Annotated in this window: 22 protein-coding genes; 10 read left to right on the top strand and 12 right to left on the bottom strand. The window is 71.3% G+C overall.

Annotated elements, in window-relative coordinates; genetic code table 11:
• The first annotated feature begins 5 nt into the window (after positions 1-5).
• From DI272_RS17745 to DI272_RS17730, 4 genes are read left to right on the top strand one after another with little or no spacing between them, the layout of a single operon-like run.
• Positions 6-929: an ABC transporter permease gene (locus DI272_RS17745; protein ID WP_109496307.1), complete on the top strand. Its 924-nt coding sequence runs from the start codon at positions 6-8 to the stop codon at positions 927-929.
• A complete protein-coding gene (locus DI272_RS17740) occupies positions 922-1,884 on the top strand; it encodes an ABC transporter permease (protein WP_109496306.1) in 963 nt (320 codons plus the stop codon). The genes DI272_RS17745 and DI272_RS17740 overlap by 8 nt, the downstream gene beginning before the upstream one ends.
• Before the next feature lie 3 nt (positions 1,885-1,887).
• A complete protein-coding gene (locus DI272_RS17735) occupies positions 1,888-2,862 on the top strand; it encodes an ABC transporter ATP-binding protein (protein WP_109496305.1) in 975 nt (324 codons plus the stop codon).
• Positions 2,855-3,862 carry an ABC transporter ATP-binding protein gene (locus tag DI272_RS17730; protein ID WP_109496304.1) on the top strand — a complete coding sequence of 336 codons (1,008 nt, stop codon included), beginning with the start codon at positions 2,855-2,857 and terminating at the stop codon, positions 3,860-3,862. The genes DI272_RS17735 and DI272_RS17730 overlap by 8 nt, the downstream gene beginning before the upstream one ends.
• Positions 3,863-3,891: 29 nt before the next feature.
• Here DI272_RS17730 and DI272_RS17725 read toward each other — a convergent pair whose 3' ends face one another.
• Entirely contained in the window at positions 3,892-5,478 is a 1,587-nt protein-coding gene (locus DI272_RS17725; RefSeq protein WP_181387224.1) for a CehA/McbA family metallohydrolase, read from the bottom strand.
• Positions 5,479-5,734: 256 nt separating this feature from the next.
• On the opposite strand from DI272_RS17725, the gene DI272_RS17720 reads away from it, so the two are divergent.
• Positions 5,735-6,553: an oxidoreductase gene (locus tag DI272_RS17720; protein ID WP_109496303.1), complete on the top strand. Its 819-nt coding sequence runs from the start codon at positions 5,735-5,737 to the stop codon at positions 6,551-6,553.
• Between the two features lie 160 nt (positions 6,554-6,713).
• Positions 6,714-7,373, top strand: a complete 660-nt coding sequence (locus tag DI272_RS17715; RefSeq protein WP_109496302.1) for a TetR/AcrR family transcriptional regulator — start codon at positions 6,714-6,716, stop codon at positions 7,371-7,373.
• Positions 7,374-7,427: 54 nt separating this feature from the next.
• Here DI272_RS17715 and DI272_RS17710 read toward each other — a convergent pair whose 3' ends face one another.
• The 7 genes from DI272_RS17710 to DI272_RS17680 form a co-directional block, all read right to left on the bottom strand.
• Positions 7,428-8,219 carry an SDR family oxidoreductase gene (locus tag DI272_RS17710; protein ID WP_109496301.1) on the bottom strand — a complete coding sequence of 264 codons (792 nt, stop codon included), beginning with the start codon at positions 8,217-8,219 and terminating at the stop codon, positions 7,428-7,430.
• A 67-nt stretch (positions 8,220-8,286) separates the two neighbouring features.
• The gene (locus tag DI272_RS17705; RefSeq protein WP_109496300.1) at positions 8,287-12,414 is read right to left on the bottom strand and encodes a ricin-type beta-trefoil lectin domain protein; all 4,128 of its coding nucleotides are present in this window, start codon (positions 12,412-12,414) and stop codon (positions 8,287-8,289) included.
• A 115-nt stretch (positions 12,415-12,529) separates the two neighbouring features.
• Positions 12,530-13,327, bottom strand: a complete 798-nt coding sequence (locus tag DI272_RS17700; RefSeq protein WP_109496299.1) for a hypothetical protein — start codon at positions 13,325-13,327, stop codon at positions 12,530-12,532.
• Positions 13,328-13,666: 339 nt separating this feature from the next.
• Positions 13,667-14,890 (bottom strand): CU044_5270 family protein, encoded by a 1,224-nt coding sequence (locus DI272_RS17695; protein WP_109496298.1) that lies wholly within the window; start codon positions 14,888-14,890, stop codon positions 13,667-13,669.
• Positions 14,887-15,471, bottom strand: a complete 585-nt coding sequence (locus tag DI272_RS17690; RefSeq protein ID WP_109500891.1) for an RNA polymerase sigma factor — start codon at positions 15,469-15,471, stop codon at positions 14,887-14,889. The genes DI272_RS17695 and DI272_RS17690 overlap by 4 nt, the downstream gene beginning before the upstream one ends.
• Positions 15,472-16,040: 569 nt before the next feature.
• Positions 16,041-16,952, bottom strand: a complete 912-nt coding sequence (locus DI272_RS17685) for a pyridoxamine 5'-phosphate oxidase family protein (RefSeq protein WP_109496297.1) — start codon at positions 16,950-16,952, stop codon at positions 16,041-16,043.
• 455 nt (positions 16,953-17,407) lie between these two features.
• Positions 17,408-18,034 (bottom strand): PadR family transcriptional regulator, encoded by a 627-nt coding sequence (locus DI272_RS17680; protein WP_109496296.1) that lies wholly within the window; start codon positions 18,032-18,034, stop codon positions 17,408-17,410.
• Between the two features lie 80 nt (positions 18,035-18,114).
• On the opposite strand from DI272_RS17680, the gene DI272_RS17675 reads away from it, so the two are divergent.
• On the top strand, positions 18,115-18,819 hold the full coding sequence (locus DI272_RS17675; protein ID WP_109496295.1) for an ABC transporter ATP-binding protein: 705 nt from the start codon (positions 18,115-18,117) through the stop codon (positions 18,817-18,819).
• The gene (locus tag DI272_RS17670) at positions 18,816-21,641 is read left to right on the top strand and encodes an FtsX-like permease family protein (RefSeq protein ID WP_258314592.1); all 2,826 of its coding nucleotides are present in this window, start codon (positions 18,816-18,818) and stop codon (positions 21,639-21,641) included. The genes DI272_RS17675 and DI272_RS17670 overlap by 4 nt, the downstream gene beginning before the upstream one ends.
• A gap of 108 nt (positions 21,642-21,749) precedes the next feature.
• On the opposite strand, the gene DI272_RS17665 is transcribed toward DI272_RS17670, so the two are convergent.
• Positions 21,750-22,388, bottom strand: coding sequence for a GNAT family N-acetyltransferase (locus tag DI272_RS17665; RefSeq protein WP_146238345.1), 639 nt, complete (start codon positions 22,386-22,388; stop codon positions 21,750-21,752).
• A 286-nt stretch (positions 22,389-22,674) separates the two neighbouring features.
• On the opposite strand from DI272_RS17665, the gene DI272_RS17660 reads away from it, so the two are divergent.
• The gene (locus tag DI272_RS17660) at positions 22,675-23,283 is read left to right on the top strand and encodes a TetR/AcrR family transcriptional regulator (RefSeq protein WP_109496293.1); all 609 of its coding nucleotides are present in this window, start codon (positions 22,675-22,677) and stop codon (positions 23,281-23,283) included.
• Between the two features lie 27 nt (positions 23,284-23,310).
• On the opposite strand, the gene DI272_RS17655 is transcribed toward DI272_RS17660, so the two are convergent.
• On the bottom strand, positions 23,311-23,559 hold the full coding sequence (locus tag DI272_RS17655) for a hypothetical protein (RefSeq protein WP_109496292.1): 249 nt from the start codon (positions 23,557-23,559) through the stop codon (positions 23,311-23,313).
• Between the two features lie 378 nt (positions 23,560-23,937).
• Here DI272_RS17655 and DI272_RS17650 point away from each other — a divergent pair, with 378 nt between their 5' ends.
• Positions 23,938-24,135 (top strand): thiamine pyrophosphate-binding protein, encoded by a 198-nt coding sequence (locus DI272_RS17650; protein ID WP_146238344.1) that lies wholly within the window; start codon positions 23,938-23,940, stop codon positions 24,133-24,135.
• Here DI272_RS17650 and DI272_RS17645 read toward each other — a convergent pair.
• The gene (locus DI272_RS17645) at positions 24,117-25,508 is read right to left on the bottom strand and encodes an MmgE/PrpD family protein (RefSeq protein WP_181387223.1); all 1,392 of its coding nucleotides are present in this window, start codon (positions 25,506-25,508) and stop codon (positions 24,117-24,119) included. The two genes, DI272_RS17650 and DI272_RS17645, sit on opposite strands and share 19 nt — an antisense overlap.
• A gap of 300 nt (positions 25,509-25,808) precedes the next feature.
• Positions 25,809-26,076, bottom strand: a 268-nt coding sequence (locus DI272_RS45345; RefSeq protein WP_258314591.1) for an alpha/beta hydrolase, incomplete at its 5' end; no start/stop codon positions are given.

The raw sequence follows: 26,076 nt of genomic DNA, 5'->3' as shown, positions 1-26,076 counted from the left end.
TCGATGTGGGCCGGTATCTGATACGCCGTCTGCTCCAGATGATCCCGGTGTTCATCGGAGCCACGCTGCTGATCTTCCTCATGGTGAACGTGCTCGGCGACCCGGTGGCGGGCCTGTGCGGCGACAAGGCGTGCGACCCGGCCACCGCCGCCCAGCTCAAGCGGGAGTTCGGCCTCGACAAGCCGGTGCTGGAGCAATACCTGACGTACATGGGTCACCTCCTCACAGGTGACTTCGGCACCGCGTTCAACGGCCAGAAGGTCATCGACCTGATGAGCACCGCCTTCCCGGTCACCATCCGGCTGACCGTCGTGGCCATCCTGTTCGAGATCGTCCTCGGTCTCGGCCTCGGCGTCCTCACCGGCCTGAGCCGAGGACGCGTCCTGGACACGGCGATCCTGCTGCTGACCCTGGTCGTCATCTCCATCCCGACCTTCGTCACGGGCCTGGTGCTCCAACTGCTCCTCGGCGTCAAGTGGGACTGGATCTCCCCCTCGGTGTCCACGGAGGCACCCTTCAGCGAGCTGATCGTGCCGGGTCTGGTGCTGGCGTCGGTCTCCCTGGCCTACGTCACCCGCCTGACCCGCACGTCGATCGCGGAGAACCGGCGCAGCGACTACGTCCGCACGGCGGTGGCCAAGGGCCTGCCGCGCCGCAGGATCATCACCCGCCATCTGCTGCGCAACTCGCTCATCCCGGTCGTGACGTTCATCGGCACCGACATCGGCGCGTTGATGGGCGGGGCGATCGTCACCGAGCGCATCTTCAACATCCACGGCGTCGGCTACCAGCTCTACCAGGGCATCCTGCGCCAGAACTCCCAGACGGTGGTCGGCTTCGTCACCGTCCTCGTCCTGGTCTTCCTGGTCGCCAACCTGCTCGTGGACCTGCTGTACGCCGTACTCGACCCGAGGATCCGCTATGCCTGAACCCCGAGAGCCCGAGGGCGCGATCGCCGGGACCGGCATGGGCGGCGCGATGGACCTCGCGGCGAGCGAGGCCGCGTCCTTGGAGACGGCATCCGGCGCCTCGCAGGACGCGGCGCGCAGCCTCTGGTCCGACGCCGCCCGCGACCTGCTGCGCAACCCGGTCTTCGTCCTCTCCGCCCTGGTGATCCTCTTCCTGATCGTGATCTCCCTCTGGCCGTCCCTGATCGCCTCCGGCAACCCGCTGAAATGCGACCTCGCCAAGGCACAGGAGGGCTCCCAGCCGGGCCACCCGTTCGGTTACGACGGCCAGGGCTGCGACGTCTACACCCGCACGGTCTACGGCGCCCGCACCTCCGTCACGGTCGGCGTCTGCGCCACCCTCGGCGTCACGGTCCTTGGCTCGGTGCTCGGTGGCCTCGCCGGCTTCTTCGGCGGCCTGTGGGACACGATCCTGTCCCGCATCACCGACATCTTCTTCGCCATCCCCGTCGTCCTGGGCGGCCTGGCCCTGCTCTCCGTGGTCACCGGCGGCACGGTCTGGCCGGTGATCGGCTTCATGGTGCTGCTGGGCTGGCCCCAGGTGTCCCGGATCGCGAGAGGCTCGGTGATCACGGCCAAACAGAACGACTACGTCCAGGCCGCGCGGGCGCTGGGCGCCTCCAACACGCGTTTGCTGCTCCGGCACATCGCCCCGAACGCGGTGGCCCCGGTGATCGTGGTGGCGACCATCGCGCTCGGCACGTACATCTCTCTCGAGGCGACGCTGTCGTACCTCGGCGTCGGCCTGAAGCCCCCGACGGTCAGCTGGGGCATCGACATCTCCGCCGCCTCCCCGTACATCCGCAACGCCCCGCACATGCTGCTGTGGCCGGCCGGCGCCCTCGCGGTCACCGTCCTGGCGTTCATCATGCTCGGCGACGCGGTCCGCGACGCCCTCGACCCGAAGCTGAGGTGAGTCGTGCTCCTGGAAGTGCGTGATCTGCACGTGGAGTTCAGGACCCGGGACGGGGTCGCCAAGGCCGTCAACGGGGTCAACTACGCCGTGGACGCGGGGGAGACCCTCGCCGTGCTGGGTGAGTCCGGGTCCGGCAAGTCCGTCACCGCCCAGGCGATCATGGGCATCCTCCCGTCCCCGCCCGGCCTGGTCACGGCGGGCGAAGTTCTCTTCCAGGGCCGGGACCTGCTGAAGTTGAAAGAGAGTGAGCGGCGGAAGGTCCGTGGCGCCGAGGTGGCGATGATCTTCCAGGACGCGCTGTCCTCGTTGAATCCGGTGCTGAGCGTGGGTGATCAGCTCGGTGAGATGTTCGTGGTCCACCGGGGCATGTCGAAGAAGGACGCGCGGGCCAAGGCGGTCGAGCTGATGGACCGGGTGCGCATCCCGGCGGCGAAGGAACGCGTCAAGCAGTACCCGCACCAGTTCTCCGGCGGCATGCGCCAGCGCATCATGATCGCGATGGCGCTGGCCCTGGAGCCGGCCTTGATCATCGCCGACGAGCCGACCACGGCCCTGGACGTCACCGTCCAGGCCCAGGTCATGGACCTGCTCGCGGAGTTGCAGCGCGAGTACAACATGGGCCTGATCCTCATCACCCACGACCTCGGCGTGGTCGCCGACGTCGCCGACCGCATCGCGGTCATGTACGCGGGCCGCATCGTCGAACAGGCCCCCGTGCGCGAGATCTACAAGGCCCCGGCGCATCCGTACACGCGCGGCCTGCTGGACTCCATCCCCCGCCTGGACCAGAAGGGGCAGGAGCTGTACGCGATCCAGGGACTGCCGCCGAACCTGATGAACATCCCTTCCGGGTGTGCGTTCCACCCGCGCTGCCCGATGGCGCAGGACATCTGCCGCGCCCATGAACCGCCACTGGAGCAGCTGGACGACTACCGCACCAGCGCCTGTCACTTCTGGGAGGAGTGCCTCGATGGCTGAGCCGATCATTGAAGTGACCGGACTGGTCAAGCACTACCCGCTCACCCAGGGCATCCTGTTCAAGAAGCAGGTCGGCGCGGTCAAGGCGGTCGACGGCGTCGACTTCACCCTCAACAAGGGCGAAACCCTTGGGATCGTGGGGGAGTCCGGCTGCGGCAAGTCCACCGTCGCCAAGATGCTGGTCAACCTCGAACAGCCGACGGCCGGTTCGATCAAGTACAAGGGCGAGGACATCACCAAGCTGTCCGGCCGGGCCCTCAAATCCGTGCGCCGCAACATCCAGATGGTGTTCCAGGACCCCTACACCAGCCTCAACCCCCGTATGACGGTCGGCGACATCATCGGCGAACCGTACGACATCCACCCCGAGGTCGCCCCCAAGGGCGACCGCCGCAGACGCGTCCAGGACCTCCTGGACGTGGTCGGCCTCAACCCCGAGTACATCAACCGCTACCCGCACCAGTTCTCCGGCGGCCAGCGCCAGCGCATCGGTATCGCCCGGGGGTTGGCCCTGCGCCCGGAGGTGATCGTCGCCGACGAACCCGTCTCCGCCCTCGACGTCTCCGTCCAGGCCCAGGTCATCAACCTCATGGACCGCCTGCAGAACGAGTTCGACCTCTCCTACGTCTTCATCGCCCACGACCTGTCGATCGTGCGCCACATCTCCGACCGCGTCGGCGTGATGTACCTCGGGCGGATCGTGGAGATCGGCAAGGACGCCGAGATCTACGACCACCCCACCCACCCCTACACCCAGGCCCTGCTCTCCGCGGTCCCCGTCCCCGACCCCGAGGCCCGCGAACACCGCGAACGCATCATCCTCACCGGCGACGTCCCCTCACCCACCAACATCCCCTCCGGCTGCCGCTTCCGCACCCGCTGCTGGAAAGCACAGGAACGCTGCGCGACGGAGGTCCCGGTGCTCGCGGTTCCCGCCGGACTCCGTGACGCCGGCGGGGCGGCGGCCCACGACTCGGCGTGCTTCTTCGCCGAGAAGTGAGGGCCGCGCCCCGGGCATCCGGCGCGCTGTCAGTCCCGGACCCGCAGCACGATCGGGTTGGTCAGCGCGGCCATCGGCCCCCATTGCAGGTCGGCGGCCATGGTGTTGCCCTTGCCGGGCGTGCCGTCCGCCTTGGGGTGGCGGACCTCGGCGCGCACGTAGGCGGCGAGGGAGACCGTCGTACGCCACACGACGGTGCCCGTGCCGGAGGCGCCCAGCGACTCCTGGTGCATCTGGCCCTCGTCGGTGATGAGGCGCACCGTGCCGTTCGGCACCCCGGACACCTCCAGGCGGACGTCGACCGGTGTGTCCGCGGGCAGTTCGAGCGTCTCGGCGATCCCGGCGGACCGGCCGCCGCCGGCCGCGCTGAAGGAGACGGTGACGGCGGAGGACTCGGCGACGTAGGTGCGGCCCTTGCGGATGCCCTCCAGGATCGATGCCCGGTTGAGGTCGTCGGCGTACACGACGGTCTGCGGCAGGCCGATGACCTGGGGCACGCTGTGCGCGTCGCTGTTGGCCATGGCGGGCAGCCAGTCCTTGCCGGAGCGCATCGCGGTACCGAGCATGGAGTCCCAGGTGTCGACGGCGGACTCGTCGTCGTAGGTCCAGGGGCCGTTCCACACCTCGACGGCGTCGGCGTCCTCGTAGCCGAACTTCCACTGGCAGGCGACGTACGGGCAGTAGGGGTGCGCGGGGACGACCAGGCCGCCCTGGCGGCGCACCTGGCGGGCGAAGCGCGGGAAGGCGTCGTCGCGCGAGCGGTAGCGCCAGTCGATCCAGGAGCCGTTGTCCAGGCCCAGCGCCAGCCAGTGGCCGTTGCGGGTGGTGATCTCCTCGCCGTTGATGACGAGCAGGTCGGGTCCGGCGTACTCGCCCCACACCGCGTGTGCGGAGGAGGTGTTGTGGTCGGTGGAGACGATGAAGTCCAGGCCCGCGGCACGGGCCCCGGCCGCGACCTCGGACGGCAGGCGCTTGCCGTCGGAGTGCACGGTGTGCAGGTGGCAGTCGCCGCGGTACCAGGCCCGGCCGCGGCCCTTGGCGCGCTCGCTGGGGTAGTTGGGCCGGAACGGGGCGCCCGCCGGGCCGTAGCGCAGGGTGATGGTCACCGAGTAGTTCATGCCCTGCGGGGCCACCTGGTACGGGCCGAGGGCGACGTGCCAGGTGCCGTGGTTGACCGGGCCGGGCAGGTAGCCCGGTGTGGTGGTGTCACCGCTGTCGATGACGAAGGAGGTGCGGGCGCCACCGGACCAGCCGCGGAAACCCTTGCCGCCGAGGGCGAGGCCGCGCTCGTCGAAGATGCCGATGTCGCAGGAGTTGCCGGGCGTTCCGCTGGGCACGGAGGGCTTGTCGTAGGTGTAGGAGACGGCGATCTGGTTGACGCCGCGCGGGACTTCGACGGGCAGGTAGACGAAGTCGGCGGCACCGGTCTGGAGGTGGCCGGTGACGGTGCGGGCCTCCTCGGTGCCGTCGGCGGGTGTGCCCGTCGCGGTGTTCTCGTCGGCCGCGGCGAAGCTGACGGGCGCGACGGTCAGTGCCCCGGCCGCGCCGAGCACCCCGCCCGCCATCAGCAGGGCCCGGCGGCCCATGTCCGTGGTTCCGGTCTCGGACTGACACATGTGACTCTCCCGCGGGTTGCGTGTGTGACGCCGGAACATTTGTCGGCCCAGGTGAACATCCCGCACGGCGCGAAGAACCCCACACCACGTTTGATTGAAGCGCGGACGACTTCTGTCTCGCGCTTGTGACACTTGTCACGGGAAACGCCTCTGCGGTCGACAAGAGTCCAGTGGCCTCTTAAGCTGGAGGGCAGTAAAGGTCCAGCGGCCTCTTAAGAGATCGCGGCTCCCCGCCCACCAGAACAGAGGCACCCCCATGAGCAAGACCTGGCTGATCACCGGCAGCTCCCGCGGCCTGGGCCGCGCCATCGCCGAGGCCGTGCTGAAGGCCGGCGACAACCTCGTCGCCACCGCCCGGCGCACCGAGCCCCTGAACGACCTCGCCGACCAGTACGGCGACCGCGTCCGGCTGGTCACCCTGGACGTCACCGACGCCGAGGCCGCGCGCCGGGCCGTGCGGGCCGCCGTGGACGCCTTCGGCCGCCTGGACGTCGTGGTGAACAACGCCGGCTACGCCGACATGGCCGCCCTGGAGGACATGTCCGACCAGGCCTTCCGCGACCAGATCGACGCCAACCTCTTCGGCGTCGTCAACGTCACCCGCGCCGCCCTCCCCGTCCTGCGGGCGCAGCGCTCCGGCCACATCATCCAGATCTCCTCCGTCGGAGGCCGGGTGGCCGTCCCCGGACTGGGTGCCTACCAGGCGGCCAAGTGGGCGGTCGGCGGCTTCTCCGAGGTCCTCGCCCTGGAGGTCGCCCCCCTCGGCATCAAGGTCACCGTCGCCGAGCCGGGCGGCATGCGCACCGACTGGGCCGGCTCCTCCATGGACACCCCGCCGGTCAGCGAGCCCTACCAGGAGGTGGTCGGCGGTGCCATCGCCGCCATCCGCGGCCAGGACGGCAAGCAGCCCGGCGACCCGGACCGCATCGCGCAGGTCCTGCTCGACGTCGTGGCGGCCGAGCGCCCGCCGCGCCGGCTGCTGCTCGGCAAGGACGCCGTCCAGGTGGCGCAGGCCTTCGCTGAGAACCTCGCCGCCGGGGACGCCGAGTGGCGCCACGTGAGCGAGTCCGTATGACCCGTGTGGCGGTTGTGGCGGCGGGGCTCGGCAGCGCCCCCGCCGCGGCCGGACCCGGTACCGCCTCTGCCGCAGCCGGGCCCGGCAGCACCCCTGGCTTAGGGTTGCCGCAGGCGGCGCCGCACGGGCCGCCGGGACGTTCCCCGGGGAAGCGACGACGATGACAGACGACCAGGCCGCCGGCTTTCAGCGCGCCCGCAGCGCCGAGCAGCGGGAGATCCGCAAGCAGGCCATCCTCGACGCCGCCACACAGCTCCTGACCGAGATGCCGGTGAGCGAGATCAGCCTGCGGGAACTGAGCCGCCGGGTCGGGCTGTCGAAGACCAACGTCGTCCGCTACTTCGAGACCAGGGAAGCGGTGTTCTTCGAACTCCTCAACCGCTCCCTGGCCCAGTGGATCGAGGACCTGACCGCCGAACTGGCCGCGACCGAAGAATCCTGCGCGGCGGTCACCGGCACCGTGGCCCGTTCGCTGGCCCGCCGCCCCCTGCTGTGCGACCTGTTCAGCGCCCTGGGATCGGAGCTCGAACGGAACATCTCCGCCGAGTCGGCACGCACGTTCAAGCTCGCCCATGTGCGGCTCCTGGGGGCCCTGGCCGACCTGCTGCGGCAGCACATCACCGGGCTGACCGCGGAGAACGCCCGCGAACTGGTCTCCCTGACCGTCGTCTGCACGGCCGGGCTCTGGCCGTTCGCCCACCCCTCCGAGGCCGTCGCCGAAGCCCAGCGGCATCCCGAACTCGCCGCCACGAAGGTCGACTTCGCCGCCATGCTCGGCCGCACCCTGTACCTCCTCGTCACCGGGCTGCGCGCCGGGTGAGCGCGGGCCGGTGGGCCGGCGGTGACCCACCGCCGGCCCACCGGCCAGGGCGGCTCAGCGGTACAGGCCGTTCACCGCGCCGTCGACGCAGAGGTTCTGCCCACTGACCCACCGCCCGTCCGGGCCGGCCAGGAAGGCGACCACGTCGGCGATGTCGGACGGCTCGCCCAGTCTGCCGAACGGCGACAACGCGGCGGCCTGCCGCAGGGTCTCCTCGGAGTTCGCGGAACGCAGCAGATCCGTGTCGGTGAAGCCCGGCGAGACCGTGTTGGCGGTGATGCCGCGCGACCCCAGTTCCAGTGCCGCCACGGCCGTGAACTGCTCGATGGCGCCCTTGCTGCCCGCGTAGACGGCCGCCCCCGGCACCGCCAGCCGGGTGTTGATCGTGGACACGGTGATGATCCGGCCGCCGTCCCGCATGTGCCGGGCCGCTTCCCGCAGCGCGAGGAACACGGCTGTGGCGTTGACGGCCATGACCCGGTCGAAGTCCTCGTCCGCGGTTTCCGCGAGCAGGGCGGGGACCACGCAACCGGCGTTGTTCACCAGGATGTCGAAGCCGCCCAGCCACTCCCGGGCCGCCGCCAGGAAGCCCCGTACCGCGTCCGGCTCCGCCAGATCGGCCCGGAACCCCTTCGCGGCGCCGCCGCCCGCCGCCGCCGTGCGCTCCAGCTCGGCGGCGGGTTCGGCACCGGAGAGGTAGGAGAAGGCGACGCGGGCCCCGTCGGCGACGAGGCGTTCGACCACCGACCGGCCGATTCCGCGGGACCCGCCGGTGACGATGGCGCCCATGCCGCGCAACTTCTTCGGCACGGCGTCCGCGCCCTGGTGGTGCGTGCTGGTGTTCATGGTTCCTCTCTGAGCAAGGTCGGCATCGGCGCGTTCCTACGGCGCCGCACATGACATGTGTGGGGAATCACCGGGTTCCGGCCCGACGGGTGACCGCGGCCGAGACGGTCGTCGTCGGCATGCTCCACTTCTGCTGGTCGGAACCGCCGCAGGTCCAGATCTGGAGCTTGGTCCCGTTGGCGGAACTGGCGCCGGTGGCGTCCAGGCAGCGGCCGGACAGGGTGTTGACGAGGCTGCTGTTGGGGCCCGCCGTCCACTTCTGGCCGTTGCTGCCGTTGCACACCTGGAGCGTCACCGCGGTACCGCTGGCGGTGCCGTTGCCCGCGACCCCGGCACAGCCGCCGAGGATCTGAAGGCTGCCGTCGGCCGCGACGGACCAGTCCTGCGAGATGCCCGTGCCGCAGGTGTTCAGCTGGAGCGCGGTGGCGGCCGTGTTGGTGGAGCCCGAGCCGTTCAGGTCGACGCACTTGCCCCCGATGCCCGTGACGTGCCCGATCGGCACCCCCGCGGGCAACTGCCAGCGCTGGTTGTCGGAGGTCGCGCAGGCCCAGATCTGCAACGGGGTGCCGTTGGTGGAGCTGGGGCCGGTGGCGTCCAGGCAGGTGCCGGATCTCTTGGAGACCAACCCCCGGTTGGCCGCCCAGGTCCACTGCTGCTCGGTGGCGGCGGCGTTGCAGTCGGCCAGCACCACCCGGGTGCCGTCGGCGACCCCGCCGCCCTTCAGGGCGATGCACTTGCCCAGCACACTCACCGTGCCGTCCGTGTGCACCGTGAACCGCTGGGACGTGCCGGTACCGCAGGTGTTCAGCTGCACCTGGGTGCCCACCGCGCTGGTCGAGCCCGACCCGGCGAGGTCGGCGCACTTGCCGCCGTAGCCGGAGATCCGGCCGGTCGGATCCTGGGCGACGGGCAGCTGCCACACCTTCGCGTCGGTCACCGGACCGCAGTTCCACAGCCACAGGATCGCGCCCACCGCGGAGGAGGTGTCCTTGACGTCGAGGCACTTGCCGGTCAGGTCGTTGACGACGCCACCGTCGGCGCCCGCGTGCCACCGCTGGGCGGCGGAGCCGTCGCAGATCTGAAGCAGCACCTGGCTGCCGTTGTCGGCCGTGCCGCCGCCGTCGGGCGTCATGCACCGCGAGTCGAACAGCCGCAGCGTGCCGTCCGCGGCGACCCGCCACTGCTGGGAGTCGGCCGAGCCACAGGTGTTCAGCACCAGGGCGGTGCCCGGCTGCTGGCCGCCGCCGTCGCTGTCGGCGCACATGCCGCCAATACCGGTCAGGTGCCCCTGCGGGCCGGCCGGGGTGACGGGCGGATCGAACTTCTGCCCGGCGGTGGAGGTGTTGCACACCGCCGTCGCCAGGGCCGTGCCCGCCGTGGTCGAGGAGCCCTTGACCTCGGCGCACAGCCCCGACGCCTGGTTGACGAGCGTGCGGTCCGACGTGGCCTTCCACTGCTGGGCGGTGGAGCCGTCGCAGGCCGCCAGCACCACCGCGGTACCGGCCGTGCCGCTCTTGCCCGCGGGCATCGCACACCTGCCCTGCACCCACAGCGAGCCGTCCCGGCCCGCGATCCACATCTGCGAGGCGCCGCCGTCACAGGTCCCGGTCTGCACGGCCGTACCGCCCGCGAGCCCGGGAGCATGGCCGACGCACAGCCCGCCGACCGCGGTGAGCGCTCCGACCGGACCGGCCGGGGCGGGCGAGGCCGGGAAGTCGAGGCCGATCTGCGTCCTGCCCAGATGCTTGGCCAGTTCGGCCGCCGTCCCGCTGACCTTCTGGAACGGCAGCGAGGTGATGGGCGCCGACTTCCGCTGGATCAGATAGGCGTGCCCGGCCTTGGCGGGGATGGTGAACTGCGCGGCCGTGGAGTACGCCACGACCGTCGAGCCGTCCGCCGCGTCCACGACCCCGGCCGACTCGCCGGGCCACGGGTTGCGGGTGACGAAGGACGCTGCCGAACCCGCCTCCAGCACGACGCTGACCGGGACGCCGCCCCTGGTCTGCACATCCACCTTGGCGTTGTCGTGCACGCTCACCGTGCCGTCCACGTCCCAGTCCGACGGCACCGCCGGGGCGATCCGCAGCACGTCGTCGTAGTCCTGCACCAGCGCCTCGTTGACCCCGGCAGCGATCACACCGACCGTCTCGCTGTACGCCTCACGACCGGTCAGCACGTTGTTGTTGCTGGTCAGACCCGAGGGATAGAGCTGGTTGGTGACGTTGTACAGCAGCCCGGCCTTCACCTCGGCCGCCTGGCCCAGTCGGGCCGCCTGGAGCGCGTCGAAGCTCCAGTTGGCGTCGTTGGGCCAGCGGCGGTTGTCGAAGGTGCGCACTGCGAGGTCGTGCAGCCCGCCGGAGTCGGTGATCAGGCCGTAGGGCCACACCGCCTCCAGGTCCAGGTTCTCGGAGTTGTGGGTCTCGGCGGCCGGCTCGGCCGACAGTGCGATGACGTCGTCGCCGGCGCTGTCCGCGGCGGGGGTGAGGACCTTGGTGTGGGTGGCTGCGTCGGTACGCGGCAGCGGGGGCAACTTGGCCTGCGCGGCCGTCAGTTGCGTCTGGAGGTCACTGTCCGTGCCGAGCGCCTTCGCCGCGGAGACGACCACCGGGAACAGCGCCTGCATGGCGGCGATGTCCGTGACCGGGTCGTTGACGTTCCACTGCGTCTCGTGGGCGTTGGCCTTGGTGTGCAGCAGACCGTCGCCGCCGGTCGTGGCGTACGACAGCAGGAACTGCGCGCTGGACTTCATCAGCGGGTAGCTCTCGCGCAGGAAGGACAGGTCACCGCTGGTGCGGTACTGCTGCCACAGCGCCAGCGACACCTCCGCGCCGGTGGAGACGGTCTGCGCGTTGTACGACGTCTCACTCGCCTCGCAGGAGGAGTTGTTGCCGCCCGCGTCGAAGTAGCCGTTGCCGTTGAACCGCATGGTCTCCGGAACGCAGGCGCCGGTGTGCCCCGGCATGTGGTCCTTCGTCCACGCCTCGATGTTCGCGAGGTTGGACGTGTACAGGTCGTAGAACGGCTTGTTGAGGTCGGAGACACCGGAGGTGAGGTGGGCGGCGGCCTGCATCCGCAGGTTCCACCACCAGTAGTTCCGCGGCGACCAGTCGTGCTCGTCACGGGTGAAGGAGAAGAGGTCCGCGACACCGGCCTGGGTGCCCGGCAGGGCGCCGCGGTTGCTGGCCGCCGACTGGTACAGGAAGACGGTCCGCAGGTTCTCCACGTAGGAGCCCGTGCCGTCGGCCGACTCGATCTTCACCGGGTTCGCCCGGTCCCAGAAGCCGTGCCACCAGGAGGTGTGCGCCGACTTCAGGGTCGCGGACGAGACGGCGGCGTCACTGCCCAGGTACGACGTGGCCGTCGCCTGCGCGTCCCCGCCGGCCCAGTGCGGTGCGGCGACGACGACCCGGAACGAGCCGTCGGCCGCCGGGTTGAAGGCGACCTGCACGGTGTCGCCGTCCGTCACGGAGGATGTGACGTTGCGCCCGCCGGCCGTCAGCCCGAGCAGGCTTCCGTAGGTGTCGCCGGTGCCGCCCGTGCCGTCGTCCTTCCAGGTCTCGGCGAGGGTGGCCACCGCGCCGGAGGCGGCCGCGGACGGCGAGCGGCCGTCCCACAGATCACCGCGCACCGTCTGCGAACTGCCCGGATCGGCGCCGGTGACGTCGACGACGAGCTCGTCCCGGTCGGCGCGCGTGTAGATCGTCGCCGTCATCCCGCCGCCGGACTCGGTCAGGACACCGTCGTACAGGTTCAGGCGGGCGGAGAAGTCGTCGGCCTCGGTGATGGTCCTCAGCCCCGGGATCGTCACCCGCCCCGGGGACTTGCGGTCGGGGAAGGTGTCGCCCCGGTTGAGCTGCGCGGTGAAGCCGTCCGCAGCCCACACCGCCGCGCCCAGCGTGCCGTTGCCCAGCGGCATGGACTCGGCGGGCCCCGTGCCGGGCCGCCCCAGCACCACGTCCGAGCGGTGCACCAGAGCGGCACGGTCCACCTGGAAGGCGCCGTTCTGCCACGCGGTCGTCGCGACGGCCGTGGCCGCCGCCGTCTGCTGGGACGCTTGCGGAGCGGCGAGCGCGGGCGGGGGGACGACACCGAGGGCCACGGCGCACACGGCACCGGCCACGAGGGTGCGCCGGCCGGGTCTGTGCCGGTGCGACGGACGCTGCGCGTCGACTGAAGTCCGCCGGTCGGCGGGCATGCTGTTTCTCACATGCCGATGACGTGTACGGGGCGACACCGAGTTCACACGGACAGCGGTCGATGGCCGAATACGTGTGCCACGCGGTGACACCTTCGATACGGGACGGGACCGGTCAGCGGGCGAGCGAGGCCGCGTCACCCATCACGGCCACGGGGTGCTGCGACGGGTCGAGCGTGCGCAGCAACTCCCGCATGTGGGTCTTGGTGAGGCTGATGCAGGCGTGGGTGGGGCCGCCGTGGTCGACGTGGATCCAGATGCCCCCGCCGCGGTTCGCCCCCATCGGCTTCGTGCCGTCCATCGGTGAAGTGCCCGGCTGCCGGTTGTAGTTGAGGGCGATGACGTAGTCGAAGGAACCAGCCAGCGGCTCCCCCTCGAAGCCGGTGCCGCTGACCGAGAAGGCACTGGACTGGTGGTAGGGCAGCTTGGTGCCGGGGTCCGCCAGCCGTCCGCCGGCGTCGGTGAGACCGAACACCCCTATGGGACTGTGCAGGTCGCCCTCGTAGTGCTCGTCCGTCCAGCCCTTGTAGCCGTTGTGGGCGGCCCACGTCCGCCCCTGGCGCCAGCCGCCGTCCACCCGCTCCCAGAGCACGACCCGCGAGGCCGACGAGTGCTTGCCGGTTCCCGTCACGACGACGACCTGCCGGCTGTCGGCCGGGACGCGGGCCAGCGTCTTCGGGCCGAGCCCCGGCAGCTGGGCGGGCAGTTGGGGCCGTGACTGAACCGTCGCCGACGGAGCGGCGGACGCCGGCCCCGACTCTCCCGTCGCCGCTCCGTCGGCCTGCTCGGCGCTCGTGGCATGAACGCGAACGCCGGAGCCGTCACTGCCGGCCAGGTGTTGGTACGTGGTGAGCCCCAGCGCGGAGACGACGAGCGCTGCGGTCGCTGAGAGGTAGCCCTTGTTCAGGCGCATGAGTATCGGCTTTCTAAGAAGGAGGTACGTCGAGACATGTCGAGGTACGAGGAGGCAGGGGCGGCACAGGGGCACGGCGGGGCACAGGGCGCCATGAAGGGCGCCGGCGACGGGCGTGCGGTGCCGGACGGCCGGTCGCGGCCGTGTGGTGCGCGGCGGGGGAGGACGCTCCGGCCGCGCCTTCGGAGCCGCGCCCCTGGCGGGGGCGCGGTCCGGCGGTGTCATGGTCGTGACTGCGGGACGGTGCGCGTGGTCGTGACTGCGGGACGGTGCGCGTGGTCGTGACTGCGGGAGGGTGCGCGTGGGCGTGACCGCGGAACGGTGCGCGGGCGCCCCGGATCAGCCGTGGGCGTTCTTCGGCACGGTGATCTGGTGGTCGCTCCAGCCCATCCGGCTGGTCGCCTGGTAGGTGACCACGGTGCCCGCCTTCAGGCCCGTCGCCTCGGCCTTGGCCGACGGGTCGACCAGCAGGAGTTCGTCGCTGAGCATGTCACCGGTGGAGGCGTCGATGACCAGCCGCTGCTGCGTGGTCCCGAGCGCCGTGCGGTAGGTGCCGGGGAACTCCACGCCCACACCCTCGCGCCCCAGCGGATCGGTGACCCGACCGACCACCCGGACTCCGGGCAGCCCGGCCATCACCCGGTACGCCGCTGCCCGGACGGCGGGCTTCACGGGCATCGTGACGAGGTTGCCCGCCTGGCGCAGCATCCAGGCGCTGCGCCCCGACGCGCCGCCGTCGGCGCCGTTGTCCCGGACGTACAACTCCTCCAGGTGGCGGCGGAGGCCGGCGGTGGTGGTGGGCAGTGCCCGCAGGTCCTGGTAGGAGACGTTGTCCGGGCCGACGGCGTAGATCTTGCCGCCGATGTTCGTCCGCAGGACCTGCGGCCGCCCGGTCCCCATCTTGAACGGGGTCGAGTGGGAGCCGGCCGACGGCGACTGCCCGACCTTGAGCTGCACCGTGCGGGGCGAACCCGCCGCCTGCCAGGCCGCCTTGTCCGCCGGTGCCAGCGGCTCGGTCTCGGAGTCCAGCCCGGAGACCATCAGACTCTTCGTCCCGGGCCGCACGCCCACCGACCAGTTCTCGGTCGACGAGGTGCGCACGGCGAAGAGCCGTCCGTTCATGTCGGCGACGTCCACGTACTGCGCGAGCGTGGTGGTCTGCCAGTACGTCCCCTCGGCGGGCGAGGCCTCGGCCTTCTTGGCCGCGCTGAGCAGTTCGATACGGCCGTCGACCCGCATGTCCGTGACCCCGCCCGGCGCCTGGGCCTCGGTGGAGGTCCGGGGCCGCGCCGCGGCGCCGTCGGCCGGTGCCTGCCGGTCGAAGGTGCCCACGGACACCACCACGGACGCCGCCACCGCCGCTAGGGCGACCGCTCCCACCGGACGGAATCGCAGCGAACGCCGCGCCGCACGCCCGCCCGTGGGTCCGGCGACGATGCGGACCAGGTCCCGCTGCTGCCGCGCGGGGTCGGTCAGCCGTGCCGGGTCCAGTTCGTCGGGCCGGGCGTCCGCGAGCACCTGCATGATGTCGGGTCGCTTCGATCGGTCCTGTGCGTTCTTCACGCGGCTGCTCCTTCGCAATGCGTTCGTGGGGTGCCGGCGGCGCGTGCCGGCGCCGCTTCGGAGGGGTCGGACGGCTCGGACGCCTGTGCCGCCTCCAGGGCCTTCTCCAGGCGTCGGCGTGCGCGGTAGAGGCGCACGGCCAGTGCCGCGCTGGTGCATTTGAGGACCTGGGTGGCTTCCTTCGTGCTCAGGCCGTGCCAGGCGATCAGGGTCAGCAGCTCCCGGTCGCTCTCCGGCAGGCTCGCCAGGGCCTGCAGCGCGACGTGCCGGTCGGCGACCACCGTCGCCACGTCACCGGCCTGGGTTTCGGCGCCGCCGGCCAGGCGTTGTGCCTCCTCGGCGGCGAGGAGGTAGCGCAGGGCGTCCCGGCGGCGCATCTCCCGCACCAGATTGCGGGTCACCCCCAGCAGCCACGGCAGCGTCGGGTGAGGGACGTCGTCATGGATCCGCCGCCAGGCGACGGTGAACGTCTCGCTGGTGATGTCCTCGCCCACCTGGCGTCCCACCAGGCTCGTGGCGTAGGCGAGGACACGCGGGTAGCACTCCTCGTAGACCTCGTGGAAGCGCTCGGCAGGTGTCACGAGCACCCCCTCATCTCGGCTTTCATACCTGGAAATGCGCGCAGCGGCCCGTTTCTTACAGGCGGGGCGGAAAACCCTCGTGTGATCGGCGTCACGTCCTCGCGGGTGTCACGCCTACGCACACGTCACGCACACGTCACGCATACGTCATGCACACGTCAGGATGAACCCGGGGGCGCACACGTCTCGTTGTGGTCGATGGGGAACCCGTCCCCGTGGAACCCCATTCCGCAGAGCCGTGGAGCCGTCCTCTTGCACCCTCAGAACAACGCGTCAGCGTCCGAGACCCGGGTGGCGTCGACAGCCCCCGGAGAACGATCGGTGCCGCCCGCCCTCCCCGACCGTGAATGCCCCCGATGCGGTTCACCCGGTATCCACCGGGGTCCCGGCGCCCACCCGGGCATTCTCACCGTGCAGTGTCCGAACGAGGGGTGCGGTTGGCGGTCGGACCGCGAGGCGTGACGCCTGACGGCTCGGCTCGGGCCGCTGGATCGGCTCGCGCTGCTGGGGGCGGCGCTCCGGGCGCCGCCCCCAGCAGGTGTGTCCTTGTCAGAGGTCCGCGGCCCTGATCAGGACTCGCCGGCCCGGGTCGCGGAGGCGGTGGCGAGCGCCTTCAGCGCGGGCCAGTCCACCTTCGGCCGGTCCAGGTTGCGCTTGCGGAGATAGGTGTTCGTCGCGCGACGAGCGGTACGCAGGGTGCGCGCGCCGCCGTCCCCCGACGGCTCGATGACGCGGTGCGGCACCAGCAGCCAGCCGTCCTCGCCGGAACGCCGCAGCTCGCCCCGCACCAGCGCGTTGTACAGGCCGGCGAGCCGGTCGTCGTGGCGGTGCACGAGCAAGGAGGCCGGACCGGCCACCACGTCGCAGTCGTCGGCGGTCTGCACCAGGAATCCCTCGGGCGTGGCCTGGACGGGCGTCCGCATCAGCAGGGGGGCGCCGGAAGCGTCCCGGGCGCCGAGGACGGCGGTGGGGAAGCGCGCGAGGATGTCGGCGCCGGGCAGCGAGAGCTGCGTGTCCGCGGCGGGCCGCGCGGACAGGCGCGGGCGGGTCGTCACGCCCGTGGGGGTGACGGTGATCAGCAGCCGCAGGTAGTACCAGTCCATGAGCCACCGGACGGGCAGGTCCACATAGCGTCGGCTGTCGGGCTGACGGTCGAAGAGCATCGACCAGTACGCCTCGTTGCCGGACGGCGAGGTGACGAGTTCCTCGGGGCAGACCGCCGTACCGGAGACGAACACCTGCTCGGCACCGTCCAGTCCGCTGCCGGTGGGATCGGAGAAGAGCATGGCGACCCTGCCGTCGCGACGAACGTTGAGGGCCTTCTGGGCGAAGGCGATCGACGTGGTGACGAGGAAGGTGTCGTCATCGAGGCGCAGGGTCGCCGTCGGCCAGGCGATCGGTGTTCCGTCCCGGGCGAGGGTGGCGAACTCACAGGTCCGGTAGGCGTCGACGGTCTTGGCAACAACGGAATCCAGGGGCACCGGGTATGCGACCTATCTGTGTCGGAGGGGACGGAGCGAGGGCTCGAACGGTCTCGTGCCGTACGGCTGACGTACGGGAGCGCCGCTGCCCAGTGATCCGCCGGACGGCTGCCGGGCGACGGACTCCTGCATGCGGCAGGGCACCGGGGTCGGACGCCTCGGCGAGCCGGCCCACCGGGCAGGGCGCTCCCGTCACTGAAACGGCAGTGACCCCGCCCCGGGTTCACCGCGAGGGGCCGTCGACGGCGGGGACGACTTCCCCACCGCCGTGCGCCCGGCCCCCGGCGTCACCGTGAACCTCCGGGACCGTCCGCACCGTTGCCTGGTTGAGGCCGTGCGGGCTCGGTGCCCGGCTGTAGCGCGGACACGGGGCGAGGAAGGGCGGCACCTGTGCGCGACCCCCACCTGGTTCAGGCGCCGATGCCGGTCGGGCCGTCCCCGAAGCGCACCGGCGGCTACGCGGATTCCGCCCGGCCCCCCGCCGCCCCGTCATGGCCGTCGGCGTCGCCCCGCTCCCGCGTCGCCGACGCGGGCCGCTCCGGTGCCTGTTCGCCGTGCGTGGCGGCGAGGGGGCCGAGATGGCGGGCGGCGCTGTCCAGCAGTCCGAGGTCGGCCTTGGTGTGCGCGATGGCGGCGTCGATGAGGACCGCGACCAGCGGCTCGCCGGAGTGCGCCCGGCGCTGCTGGCCCAGGCCCGCGAGCTCGGACAGGTAGGTCTGCCGTTGCGACTCGACGAACGTGGACAGCGCCTCGGGGCCCACGGAGACCGCGCCGAGCAGCTTCAGGAACAGCTCGTCGCGGAAGCCGCCGACCCGCACCCACGGGGTCGTCGCCCAGGTGTGCAGCTCGGTCTCGCCGGCCGGTGTGAGGGTGTAGAGGGTCTTGTCGGGCCGGTCGGTCTGGGCGACCTGGGAGCGAGACACATATCCGTCACGCACCAGCCGTTCCAGGATCTGGTAGAGGTGGCCGATGTTCAGGCCGCCCCACTGCGGGCCGATCGTCTCCTCGAACCGGGCCTTGAGTTCATACCCGTGGTTCGGCCGCCGGCTCAGCAGTGCGAGCACGGCATGGTGGATCGGCATCGGCCTGCACCTCCCTTCCCCTTCTGCATTGTGACAACATACCGCTGCATTGTGACAATGTATGAGGCGAGGCGGTACCTATGGCTGTAAGCGTGGCGTTGCGTGCGGTGAGCCGCCGCTACCCCCAACTGACCGCTCTGGACGGGGTCGACCTGGAGGTCGCGGCCGGCGAGACGGTGATGCTGACCGGCCCCTCCGGCGCCGGCAAGTCCACCGTGCTGCACCTGACCGGCGGCATGGACCGGCCCGACGAGGGCCATGTCGAGATCGACGGGGTGCAGCTCACCCCCCGCGACCTGGACGCCCACCGGCGCCGTATCGGCTTCGTCTTCCAGCGCTTCCACCTGCTGCCCGCGCTGACCGCGCTCGACAACGTCCTCGCCCCCGTCCTGCCCCGCCGCGTGGACTTCGACCGGCACGAGCGCGGCAGGGAACTGCTCGAAGCGGTCGGCCTCGGCGACCGCGCCGACGCACTGCCCTCGCAGCTGTCCGGCGGTCAGCAGCAACGCGTCGCCGTGGCCCGCGCCCTGATCAACCGGCCGGGGCTGCTGCTGGCCGACGAGCCGACGGGCAACCTCGACAGCGTCATCGGGCGGGAGATCATCGACCTGCTCATGGCGCTGCGCGAGCGCTACGGGATGACGATGCTGATCGCCACCCATGACGCGGAGGTCGCGGCGAGCGGCGACCGGGTGGTACGCCTCCAGGACGGCAGGATCACCTCGGACCAGCGCATCACCCCCGCCGCCGACGTGCTGGGACGACTGGGGGGCCTGCGCCCGTGATAGCGATCATCCTCGAACAGCTCCGGCGCAGACGCGGACGCGCACTGGCCCTCGCCGCCGGGATCCTGGTGGCGGCGACCAGCTTCACCCTGCTGACGGCGACCGTGAGCACGAGCCGGGCGACCACCGTGGGCACCGTGCAGAAGAACGCGCGGTCCGCGTACGACGTCCTGGTGCGCCCGCCGAACGCGCAGACCGACGCCGAACGCCGCGACGGCATGGTCGTACCGAACTTCCTGTCCGGGACGTTCGGCGGCATCACCCTGGACCAGTACCGGCGCATCCGCGGCATGGCCGGAGTGGACGTGGCCGCACCCGTCGCCAACATCGGCTACCTCATGGTGAACAGCCGCGTCACCGTGGACGTGTCCCGCTTCCTCGACGGCAAGGCGTCCCGGCAGATCCTCCGCATCCGCCCCACCCTGACGGCCGGACTCGGCAGCTACCGAACCTCCGACCAGTACGTCTACCTGACCCGCAGCCCGCTGACCTCGGTGACGGAGGACTACTTCCGGTCGAGGACCTTGGAGAAGGCCGCCACGGAGAAGAGCACCCGGCGCTACCAGCTGGACGGCAAGTACGACGTCTGCTTCTACTTCAACCGGGACAAGACGCAGCTGACGGAGTTCGGCGTGGACCTGCCCATGAAGCCGAACCTCATCTCCGAGGACCGCAGGGAGATCTCGGCGTTCGACCCCCGGCTCAACTCGTGGATGAACTGCCAGTCCGGCCAGGGCAAGGCCACCATCGACATCCCGGTCAGCTACCCCGTGCTGCTGTCAGCCATCGACCCGCAGGCCGAGGACCGGCTCGTGGGCCTCGGCGGCACGGTCACCTCGGGCCGCATGCTCACCGAGAACGACAAGCCGTGGAAGGTCCCGCCCCCGAAGAGCAGCTACGGCGGATACGACTTCTACGTACCGGCGTTGCTCAGCAGCAACCCACTGACCACCGGCACCCTCGACGCCACCGTCGAGCGGCTCGACGTCGGTGACCCGGCCCGGCTGCCGTCCAAGCTGGGCAACCCCACCGCCGTCGACTTCGTCCACGGCCTGCACGGCACCCCCGTGGGCCGTATCGGCGCCGACCTGAGCAAGGGCTACCGCAAGGCGCTGGAGGAGGACTCCTTCGACACCAGCGACTACTGGACGGTCGGCCCGGTCACCTACCGCCGGACATCCGGCGACCACCTGGAGGTGCAGACACAACCGGCACAGAAACCCGGCCTGTGGGTGACGAACCAGGACCGGCAACCGGTTCCCTACGTGCCCGAGGAGAACCAGGGCACCCAGTACCGCAAGGTGGTCAGCCACCCCTCCACCAACTGCTTCGGCATGGACGCCTGCAAGGAGACCGACTACGGGCGCCTGCCCAACCCCCTCGTCCGCCTGGTCGGCCGCTACGACACCGGCAAGCTGCCCGGCTTCTCCCCCCTGTCCGACGCCCCGTTGGAGACCTACCAGCCGCCCCAGGTCACCGGCGCCGACACCGCCACCCGCGAGGCGCTCCACGACAAGGCCCTGCGCCCCGACCGCAACCTCGGCGGCTACGTCAGCCCGCCCCCCACCATGCTGACGACGATGGACTCCATCACCGCGCTCACCAAGAGCCGCCGCACCCCGACCCTCCAGGACAAGGCACCGGTCAGCGCCATCAGGATCCGGGTGGCCGGCGTCAGCGGCGTCGACGCCGCCTCCCGCGCCCGGGTGAACGCGGTCGCCGGCCAGATCCGGGCCGCCTACCCCCGCCTCCAGGTCGACGTCACCGTCGGCAGCTCACCCGCCCCCCAGACGGTGGTCCTCGACGCCACGACCCACGTGACGGAACGCTGGGTCGCCAAGGGCGTCGCCCTGCGGATCCTGCGGGCCGTGGACACCAAGAGCGCCCTGCTCTTCGTCCTCGTCCTCGTCGTCTGCGCCCTCTTCATCGGACAGGCGGCACTGGCCTCGGTGCGCTCACGCCGCACTGAGATCGGCACGCTGCGCTGCCTGGGCTGGAGCAGTGGCGAAGTGCTCCGCCTCGTCCTCGGCGAACTGTTCGCGATCGGACTCGCCGCCGGAGCCGCCGGCACGCTGCTCGCCTACGTGCTGGGCCGCCTGCTCGGACAGCCCGACGCCGGCACCAAGTCCCTTCTGGTCCTGCCCGTGGCGCTCGTCCTGGCCACGGTCGCGGGCCTGATCCCGGCCTGGCTCGCCACCCGGATGGGGCCGATGGAAGCGGTCCGGCCGCCGGTGGCAGCGGTCCGCCGCGCCCGCCCGGTGCGTTCAGTGGCCGGTCTGGCCCTGCTCAACCTGCTGCGGGTCCGGGGCCGCACCCTGCTGGGCGCGGCGGGACTGGCCCTGGGCGTGGCCGCGTTCACCCTGCTGCTCGCTCTGACGCTGGCCTTTCGCGGCCAGGTCGCCGGCTCACTGCTCGGCAGCGCCGTGGTGGCGGAGGCCCGCGGGGCCGACTACCTCAGCGTCGCCCTGTGCCTGCTGTTGGGCGCCGCCGGTGTCGTGGACGTGCTGGTCATCTCCCAGCGCGAACGCGCCGCCGACCTCGCGGTGCTGCGGGCGACCGGCTGGAGCGACCGGGAGCTGGCGCGAGCGACCCTGTACGAGGGCATCGGCCTCGCCCTGCTGGGCGGCCTGTCCGGCGCGGTGGCCGGGCTGCTCGTCGTGCTGGCGCTCGGGCAGGGGGTGCTCCACGGACACCTGCTCGTCGTCGCCGGTGCGGCGCTGCTGGCCACGCTCGCCGCGACCGCCCTGGTGACGGCGGCCCTGGCGATCCCGATCCGCAGCCTGTCCCGGATAGCCCCCGCGCACCTGCTCGCCGCCGACTGAACCGGCCGGCCGCCGCGGTGGCGTGCGCTCACCAGGCGGTCTCGACGGCCGGACCCTGTCCGGCCGTCGGGACGCGGCCCTGAGCCCCGGGCACCCAGCTTCCGGTCCTCAGCTCGCTTCCCCGCCGCCGAGGGGGTACGCGGACAGCTCCCGCGGGGCCGCTATCTGACGGAAGACGAGATCGGCGCGGTGCTCGAAACCCAGCGAGCCGTACAACCGCAGCACCGCCTCCTGATCCGCCTTGGCGTGCAGGAACGGGGTGGCGCCCTGCTGGGCGACGAGCCGGCACAGATGCATCACCAGGCGCCGGGCCAGGCCCCTGCCCCGGTACTCGGGGAGCGTGCAGACCGTGCTCACCTCGGCGAACCCCTCCGGGCGCATCCGCAGACCGGCCACGGCCACCAGCTCCCCGTGCACACGGAACCCGAAGTACCGCGCGTACTGCAGACTGCGGGGCAGGAACGGGCCCGGTTTCGTCTCCTCGACCAGGGCGAGGATCTCCAGCGCGTCCTGGAACCCCAGCACCCGCACCTCCTCGTCGTACCGGGCCACCGGGCGGTCCGCGACGAGTTGCACACCCCGGCTGTGCGAGACCCCGGTCCAGCCGGGAGGAAGCTCCGGGTCCTGGCCCACGAGGTACAGCACCTGCCCCGGCCCTGCGAGCGCGGCGGCGTCGTGCCAGTCCTGGGGCTCCGGGTCGTCCGGCAGCGCGGCAAACGTGGCGAGGCCAGGTTTGTATCGCAGCACACGGCCGCGTCGGACTCCGAAGCGAGCATGATCCCCCGTGAGCGAGGCCCGCACCGGCACGTCCAGGAGGTGAGATATCGCTTCTGTGGTCATCGTGATCGTCTTTCTGTAACCACCGCGGGCACAGGACATGGCCCGGCTCCGCGATGGGCGATTCCAGCAGAACGTTACGAGCGCGGCAGGGCCGCCGCGGCGAGAGCCAACACCGTCGAGCTCCGGGCGTCGCCGGCTGGAGCCGAGTACCGATAGGTGTGACTGAAACGACTGTTTCACCTATGGTATCCCGGTGACCACACCTCAGCGCAACTCTCCCCGCCAGAAGGAACTCCTCGAGGCGGCATACGTATATGCCTTGCACAGCGGAATCAGCGAACTGTCCCTGCGCCCGCTGGCCGAAGCGATCGGCTCCAGCCCACGTGTGCTGCTGTACCTGTTCGGCAGCAAGGACGGACTCATCCGTGCCCTGCTCGCGCGCGCCCGAGCGGACGAACTCGACCAGATCGAGGTGCTGGCCGACCTGCGCGCAGCGGACGAGGGAACCACCTCGGTCGCCCGCCGTCTGTGGCGTTGGCTCTCCGACGACGCCCGCCGGGGCCTGGTGGCGTTGTGGGTCGAGAGCTACGCCCGGTCCATCATGGAGCCGGACGGCCCCTGGGGCGGCTTCGCCCGCGAGACGGTCAATGACTGGCTCGAACTCCTCGCGGCGGGCCGCCCCGCCGAGCAGCACGGGACAAAGGCCGCGGAGGCGGAGTGCACCCTGGTCCTGGCCGTGCTGCGGGGCGCGCTGCTCGATCTGCTGGCCACGGGCGACGTTGCCCGCACCACCGCCGCGGTGAACCTTCAGCTCGACCTGCTGGACGGAGCACGACCCCACCGCGAAGGTCTCTCCCCCTGAGCGCCCGCGGTCACACACACTTCCCGATCAGCGCAGCGCGCGGTACACACTCGCCCCCACGAAGCCGTACGCCAGGTGCGGCACGATGTCCGACACCCACGACGAGGGGCCCCAGGTCCTCGGGTCGGTCACCTTCAACGCGGTGGCCGGTACGTCGCTGCCCACCATGGCCGCGGCGCCGAGCAGCGTCCCGGCGGCCCACACCGGCAGCGCGGCGCGGCGGCAGAGCATCCCGTAGGCGGCCCCGACCCCGAGGCCCGTGACGTACCCGAGCAACGCCCCGACGGCCTCCTCACGGTGGGTCTTCGGCTCGCCCTCTCCCAGCCCGATCCCGACGCCGCTGGTCAGACGCCCCGCGATCGTGGCCGGCAGGTGATGCGGAGGAAAACGCCAACTGCGACAGGCGTCAGTCCGTATGTTTCTCGATCACCCCGACCCGCGCGATGGACCAGCCCCCACGTTTGCCATCGGGACGTGTAGAGACGGCCCTACGTCCGTGTCATACCCGCACGAGGTGTCCGTACATCACATGTGTCTCGTTGCGGCAGTGCCCGGCGCAGGTGTGCCCCTGAGGGCAGACCGCGGGGCCGCCCCCTACCGCCCGCCCACGGCCCTGCCGAGACCCCCGTCGAACCGGTCAGGTCCGCCCAGCGGATGGCGGAGGGCCTCCGGCCCAACGACGCGCCGTACGTGTTCGGCGTCCCCGGCGCGAAGATCGACACCGTGTACGACGCGCTGGCCGACACGGGACCGCAGGTCGTCGTCTGCCGGCACGAGCAGAAAGCGGTCTTCACGGCCGCCGCCGTGGGACGGCTCACCGGCGTACCGAATGGCTATCCCTCGATGCCGTAGTGCCTCGTCACCGCGCGAACGGTGTCATGCTCCTCCAGAGCGGCCACGGCCGTCAGGAGCGCGGCGGCGCGCTCGGCGGGGACGACTCCGGCGACAGCGGTCCGGAACTTGCGCTCGATGTCCTCCCGGGTGGCGGGACGGCTGGAGTGCCCGGGAAAGCCGGCTTGGTAGGCGCTGAGAACGGTGCCGTCGTGCAGTTCGATGTCCACCCGGGTGCTGAAGACCGGGTCGCCCTCGGGGATCGGCATCGCGTACGCCTCGACGAGATCACCGATGCCGAGGACGTCCGGGTCGGTCCAGCGAGCGGGATCGAAGTAGTCGGCAGGGGCATTGGCGCCGGTGACGAACTGCAGGCCGATGCTGAACGCGAGGCTGAACTGGGCAGTGATGGCGTCGGTGGGCCGCGTGATGCTGGCCCCGTGCCCGACGGCGAAGTCGACCAGGCCGACCCGGATCCGGGCGACGTCGGCCGGTTTGACGCCGTACTGCTTGCGCAGCTTTCCGATGACGTCCAGCGGGGTGTGGTTGGTGGCGACACCGGGGAAGAAACGAATGATCGTTTCGAGGATGAGCCAGCGGTCCCACTGCGCCTCCAGCGCCGCGATGTTCCCGCCGCCGGCGAAGAGGTTCAGCAGCCCCTTCCTGCCGTCGAATATGGTGGGCGGGCCGGTGAAGCCGAGCTGCGCCAGTTGGGCGGCCTCCACGCCCGCGCGGGCGGCCGACCCCGGGTACATCCGCTTCACCTCGCCCCCGTGCTCGTCGTACTCGACCGTGCCCCCCGAGTCGCCGCCCGCGATGCCGAAGGCGTTGGTCTGTTGTTCCGGAGTGAGGCCGAGGATCACCCCGGCCGCCGCTGCCGCGCCGTGCACGCCCAGCACTTTCGCGCCGTGCCAGCCCGTCGCCAGCATCGGCGGAGTGCCGGCGGAGCCGAGCAGCGCCATCGTCTGCACGCCCGCGACGACGGCGGTGATCAGGTCACGTCCGGACGCCCCCTCGCGCTCCGCGAGGGCGAGGGCGGCGGGTACGACGACGGACGTGACGTGCCACGCCAGCGGATGGGCGTCGTCGCACTCACCGCTGTGCCCCAGGGTGCCGTTCACCCAGGCGGCCTGTGAGACGGTGGATGCCCGGCCGGAGTGGGCCAGGGTCGCCTGGGCCGCTCCCGGCTGCCGCTCCGCCAGCCGCAGGACCGGCTGGATGTTGGGCAGGACGGCACCGGCCAGTTCACAGCCGATCTGGTCGAGGACGAGAAGCTTGGTGAAGTCCCGCACCTCCGGGGGGATGTCTTCATAGCGCAGGGCCGTGACCCAGCGGGCGATGCGTTCCGCCAGCGGGGTGGTGGTGCCGGGGTGGTCAGCGGCGGGGGCGGTCACGGCAGCCCTCCTTCGAGGTCGCGAACGGGGAAAGCGGCGAGCCACGTGTGCGCGCCGGATCCACGATCGCTGCGCGAGCGGAGGAAACACATCGGTCAAGTGACGGTGCGCGACACATGTGCGACACCGTTCAGAAAGCCTCGGAACATCATGAACTGCGCACAGTGCGGCAGATCGTCAGTCAAAGGACTGGCCCGGCGGCACGGTGACCACATGCCGACACCTGCCGAGGCACCTGACCGCTAGGACAGCACAGCACGGCACGCCCGGCCCGTGGTGAGCCGGGCGCCGCGCCGTGGGTCACTTGGCCAGGTGGGTGGTGAAGAAGTCGGCGAGCTTGTCGACGGCGGGGTCGATGTACTCGCGCTTGTCGTAGAGGTCGACGTGGCTGGCTCCGGGGATGCGGTGGAGTTCCTTGGGGCCGGTGGCGGCCTGGTGGGCGTCGGTGGCCATCCAGGCGGTCACCGCGCGTTCGCCGATGATCTGCAGGACCGGGCGGGGGCCGATGAGGGGCACGGCACGGAAGACGTCGCTGGCGGCCATCTTGTCGACGCTGTCCCAGGTGAGG

Source organism: Streptomyces sp. Act143, assembly GCF_003143935.1.
GTDB lineage: Bacteria > Actinomycetota > Actinomycetes > Streptomycetales > Streptomycetaceae > Streptomyces.
The sequence above is the reverse complement of the archived record's forward strand: the minus strand, read 5'-3'. Positions and strand labels throughout refer to the sequence as shown.

Coding starts and splice junctions, on each gene's coding strand:
- DI272_RS17740 (WP_109496306.1), top strand. CDS start 922: ATGCCTGAACCCCGAGAGCCCGAGGGCGCGATCGCCGGGACCGGCATG.
- DI272_RS17730 (WP_109496304.1), top strand. CDS start 2,855: ATGGCTGAGCCGATCATTGAAGTGACCGGACTGGTCAAGCACTACCCG.
- DI272_RS17725 (WP_181387224.1), bottom strand. CDS start 5,478: ATGTGTCAGTCCGAGACCGGAACCACGGACATGGGCCGCCGGGCCCTG.
- DI272_RS17720 (WP_109496303.1), top strand. CDS start 5,735: ATGAGCAAGACCTGGCTGATCACCGGCAGCTCCCGCGGCCTGGGCCGC.
- DI272_RS17715 (WP_109496302.1), top strand. CDS start 6,714: ATGACAGACGACCAGGCCGCCGGCTTTCAGCGCGCCCGCAGCGCCGAG.
- DI272_RS17710 (WP_109496301.1), bottom strand. CDS start 8,219: ATGAACACCAGCACGCACCACCAGGGCGCGGACGCCGTGCCGAAGAAG.
- DI272_RS17705 (WP_109496300.1), bottom strand. CDS start 12,414: ATGCCCGCCGACCGGCGGACTTCAGTCGACGCGCAGCGTCCGTCGCAC.
- DI272_RS17700 (WP_109496299.1), bottom strand. CDS start 13,327: ATGCGCCTGAACAAGGGCTACCTCTCAGCGACCGCAGCGCTCGTCGTC.
- DI272_RS17680 (WP_109496296.1), bottom strand. CDS start 18,034: ATGCCGATCCACCATGCCGTGCTCGCACTGCTGAGCCGGCGGCCGAAC.
- DI272_RS17675 (WP_109496295.1), top strand. CDS start 18,115: ATGGCTGTAAGCGTGGCGTTGCGTGCGGTGAGCCGCCGCTACCCCCAA.
- DI272_RS17650 (WP_146238344.1), top strand. CDS start 23,938: ATGGCGGAGGGCCTCCGGCCCAACGACGCGCCGTACGTGTTCGGCGTC.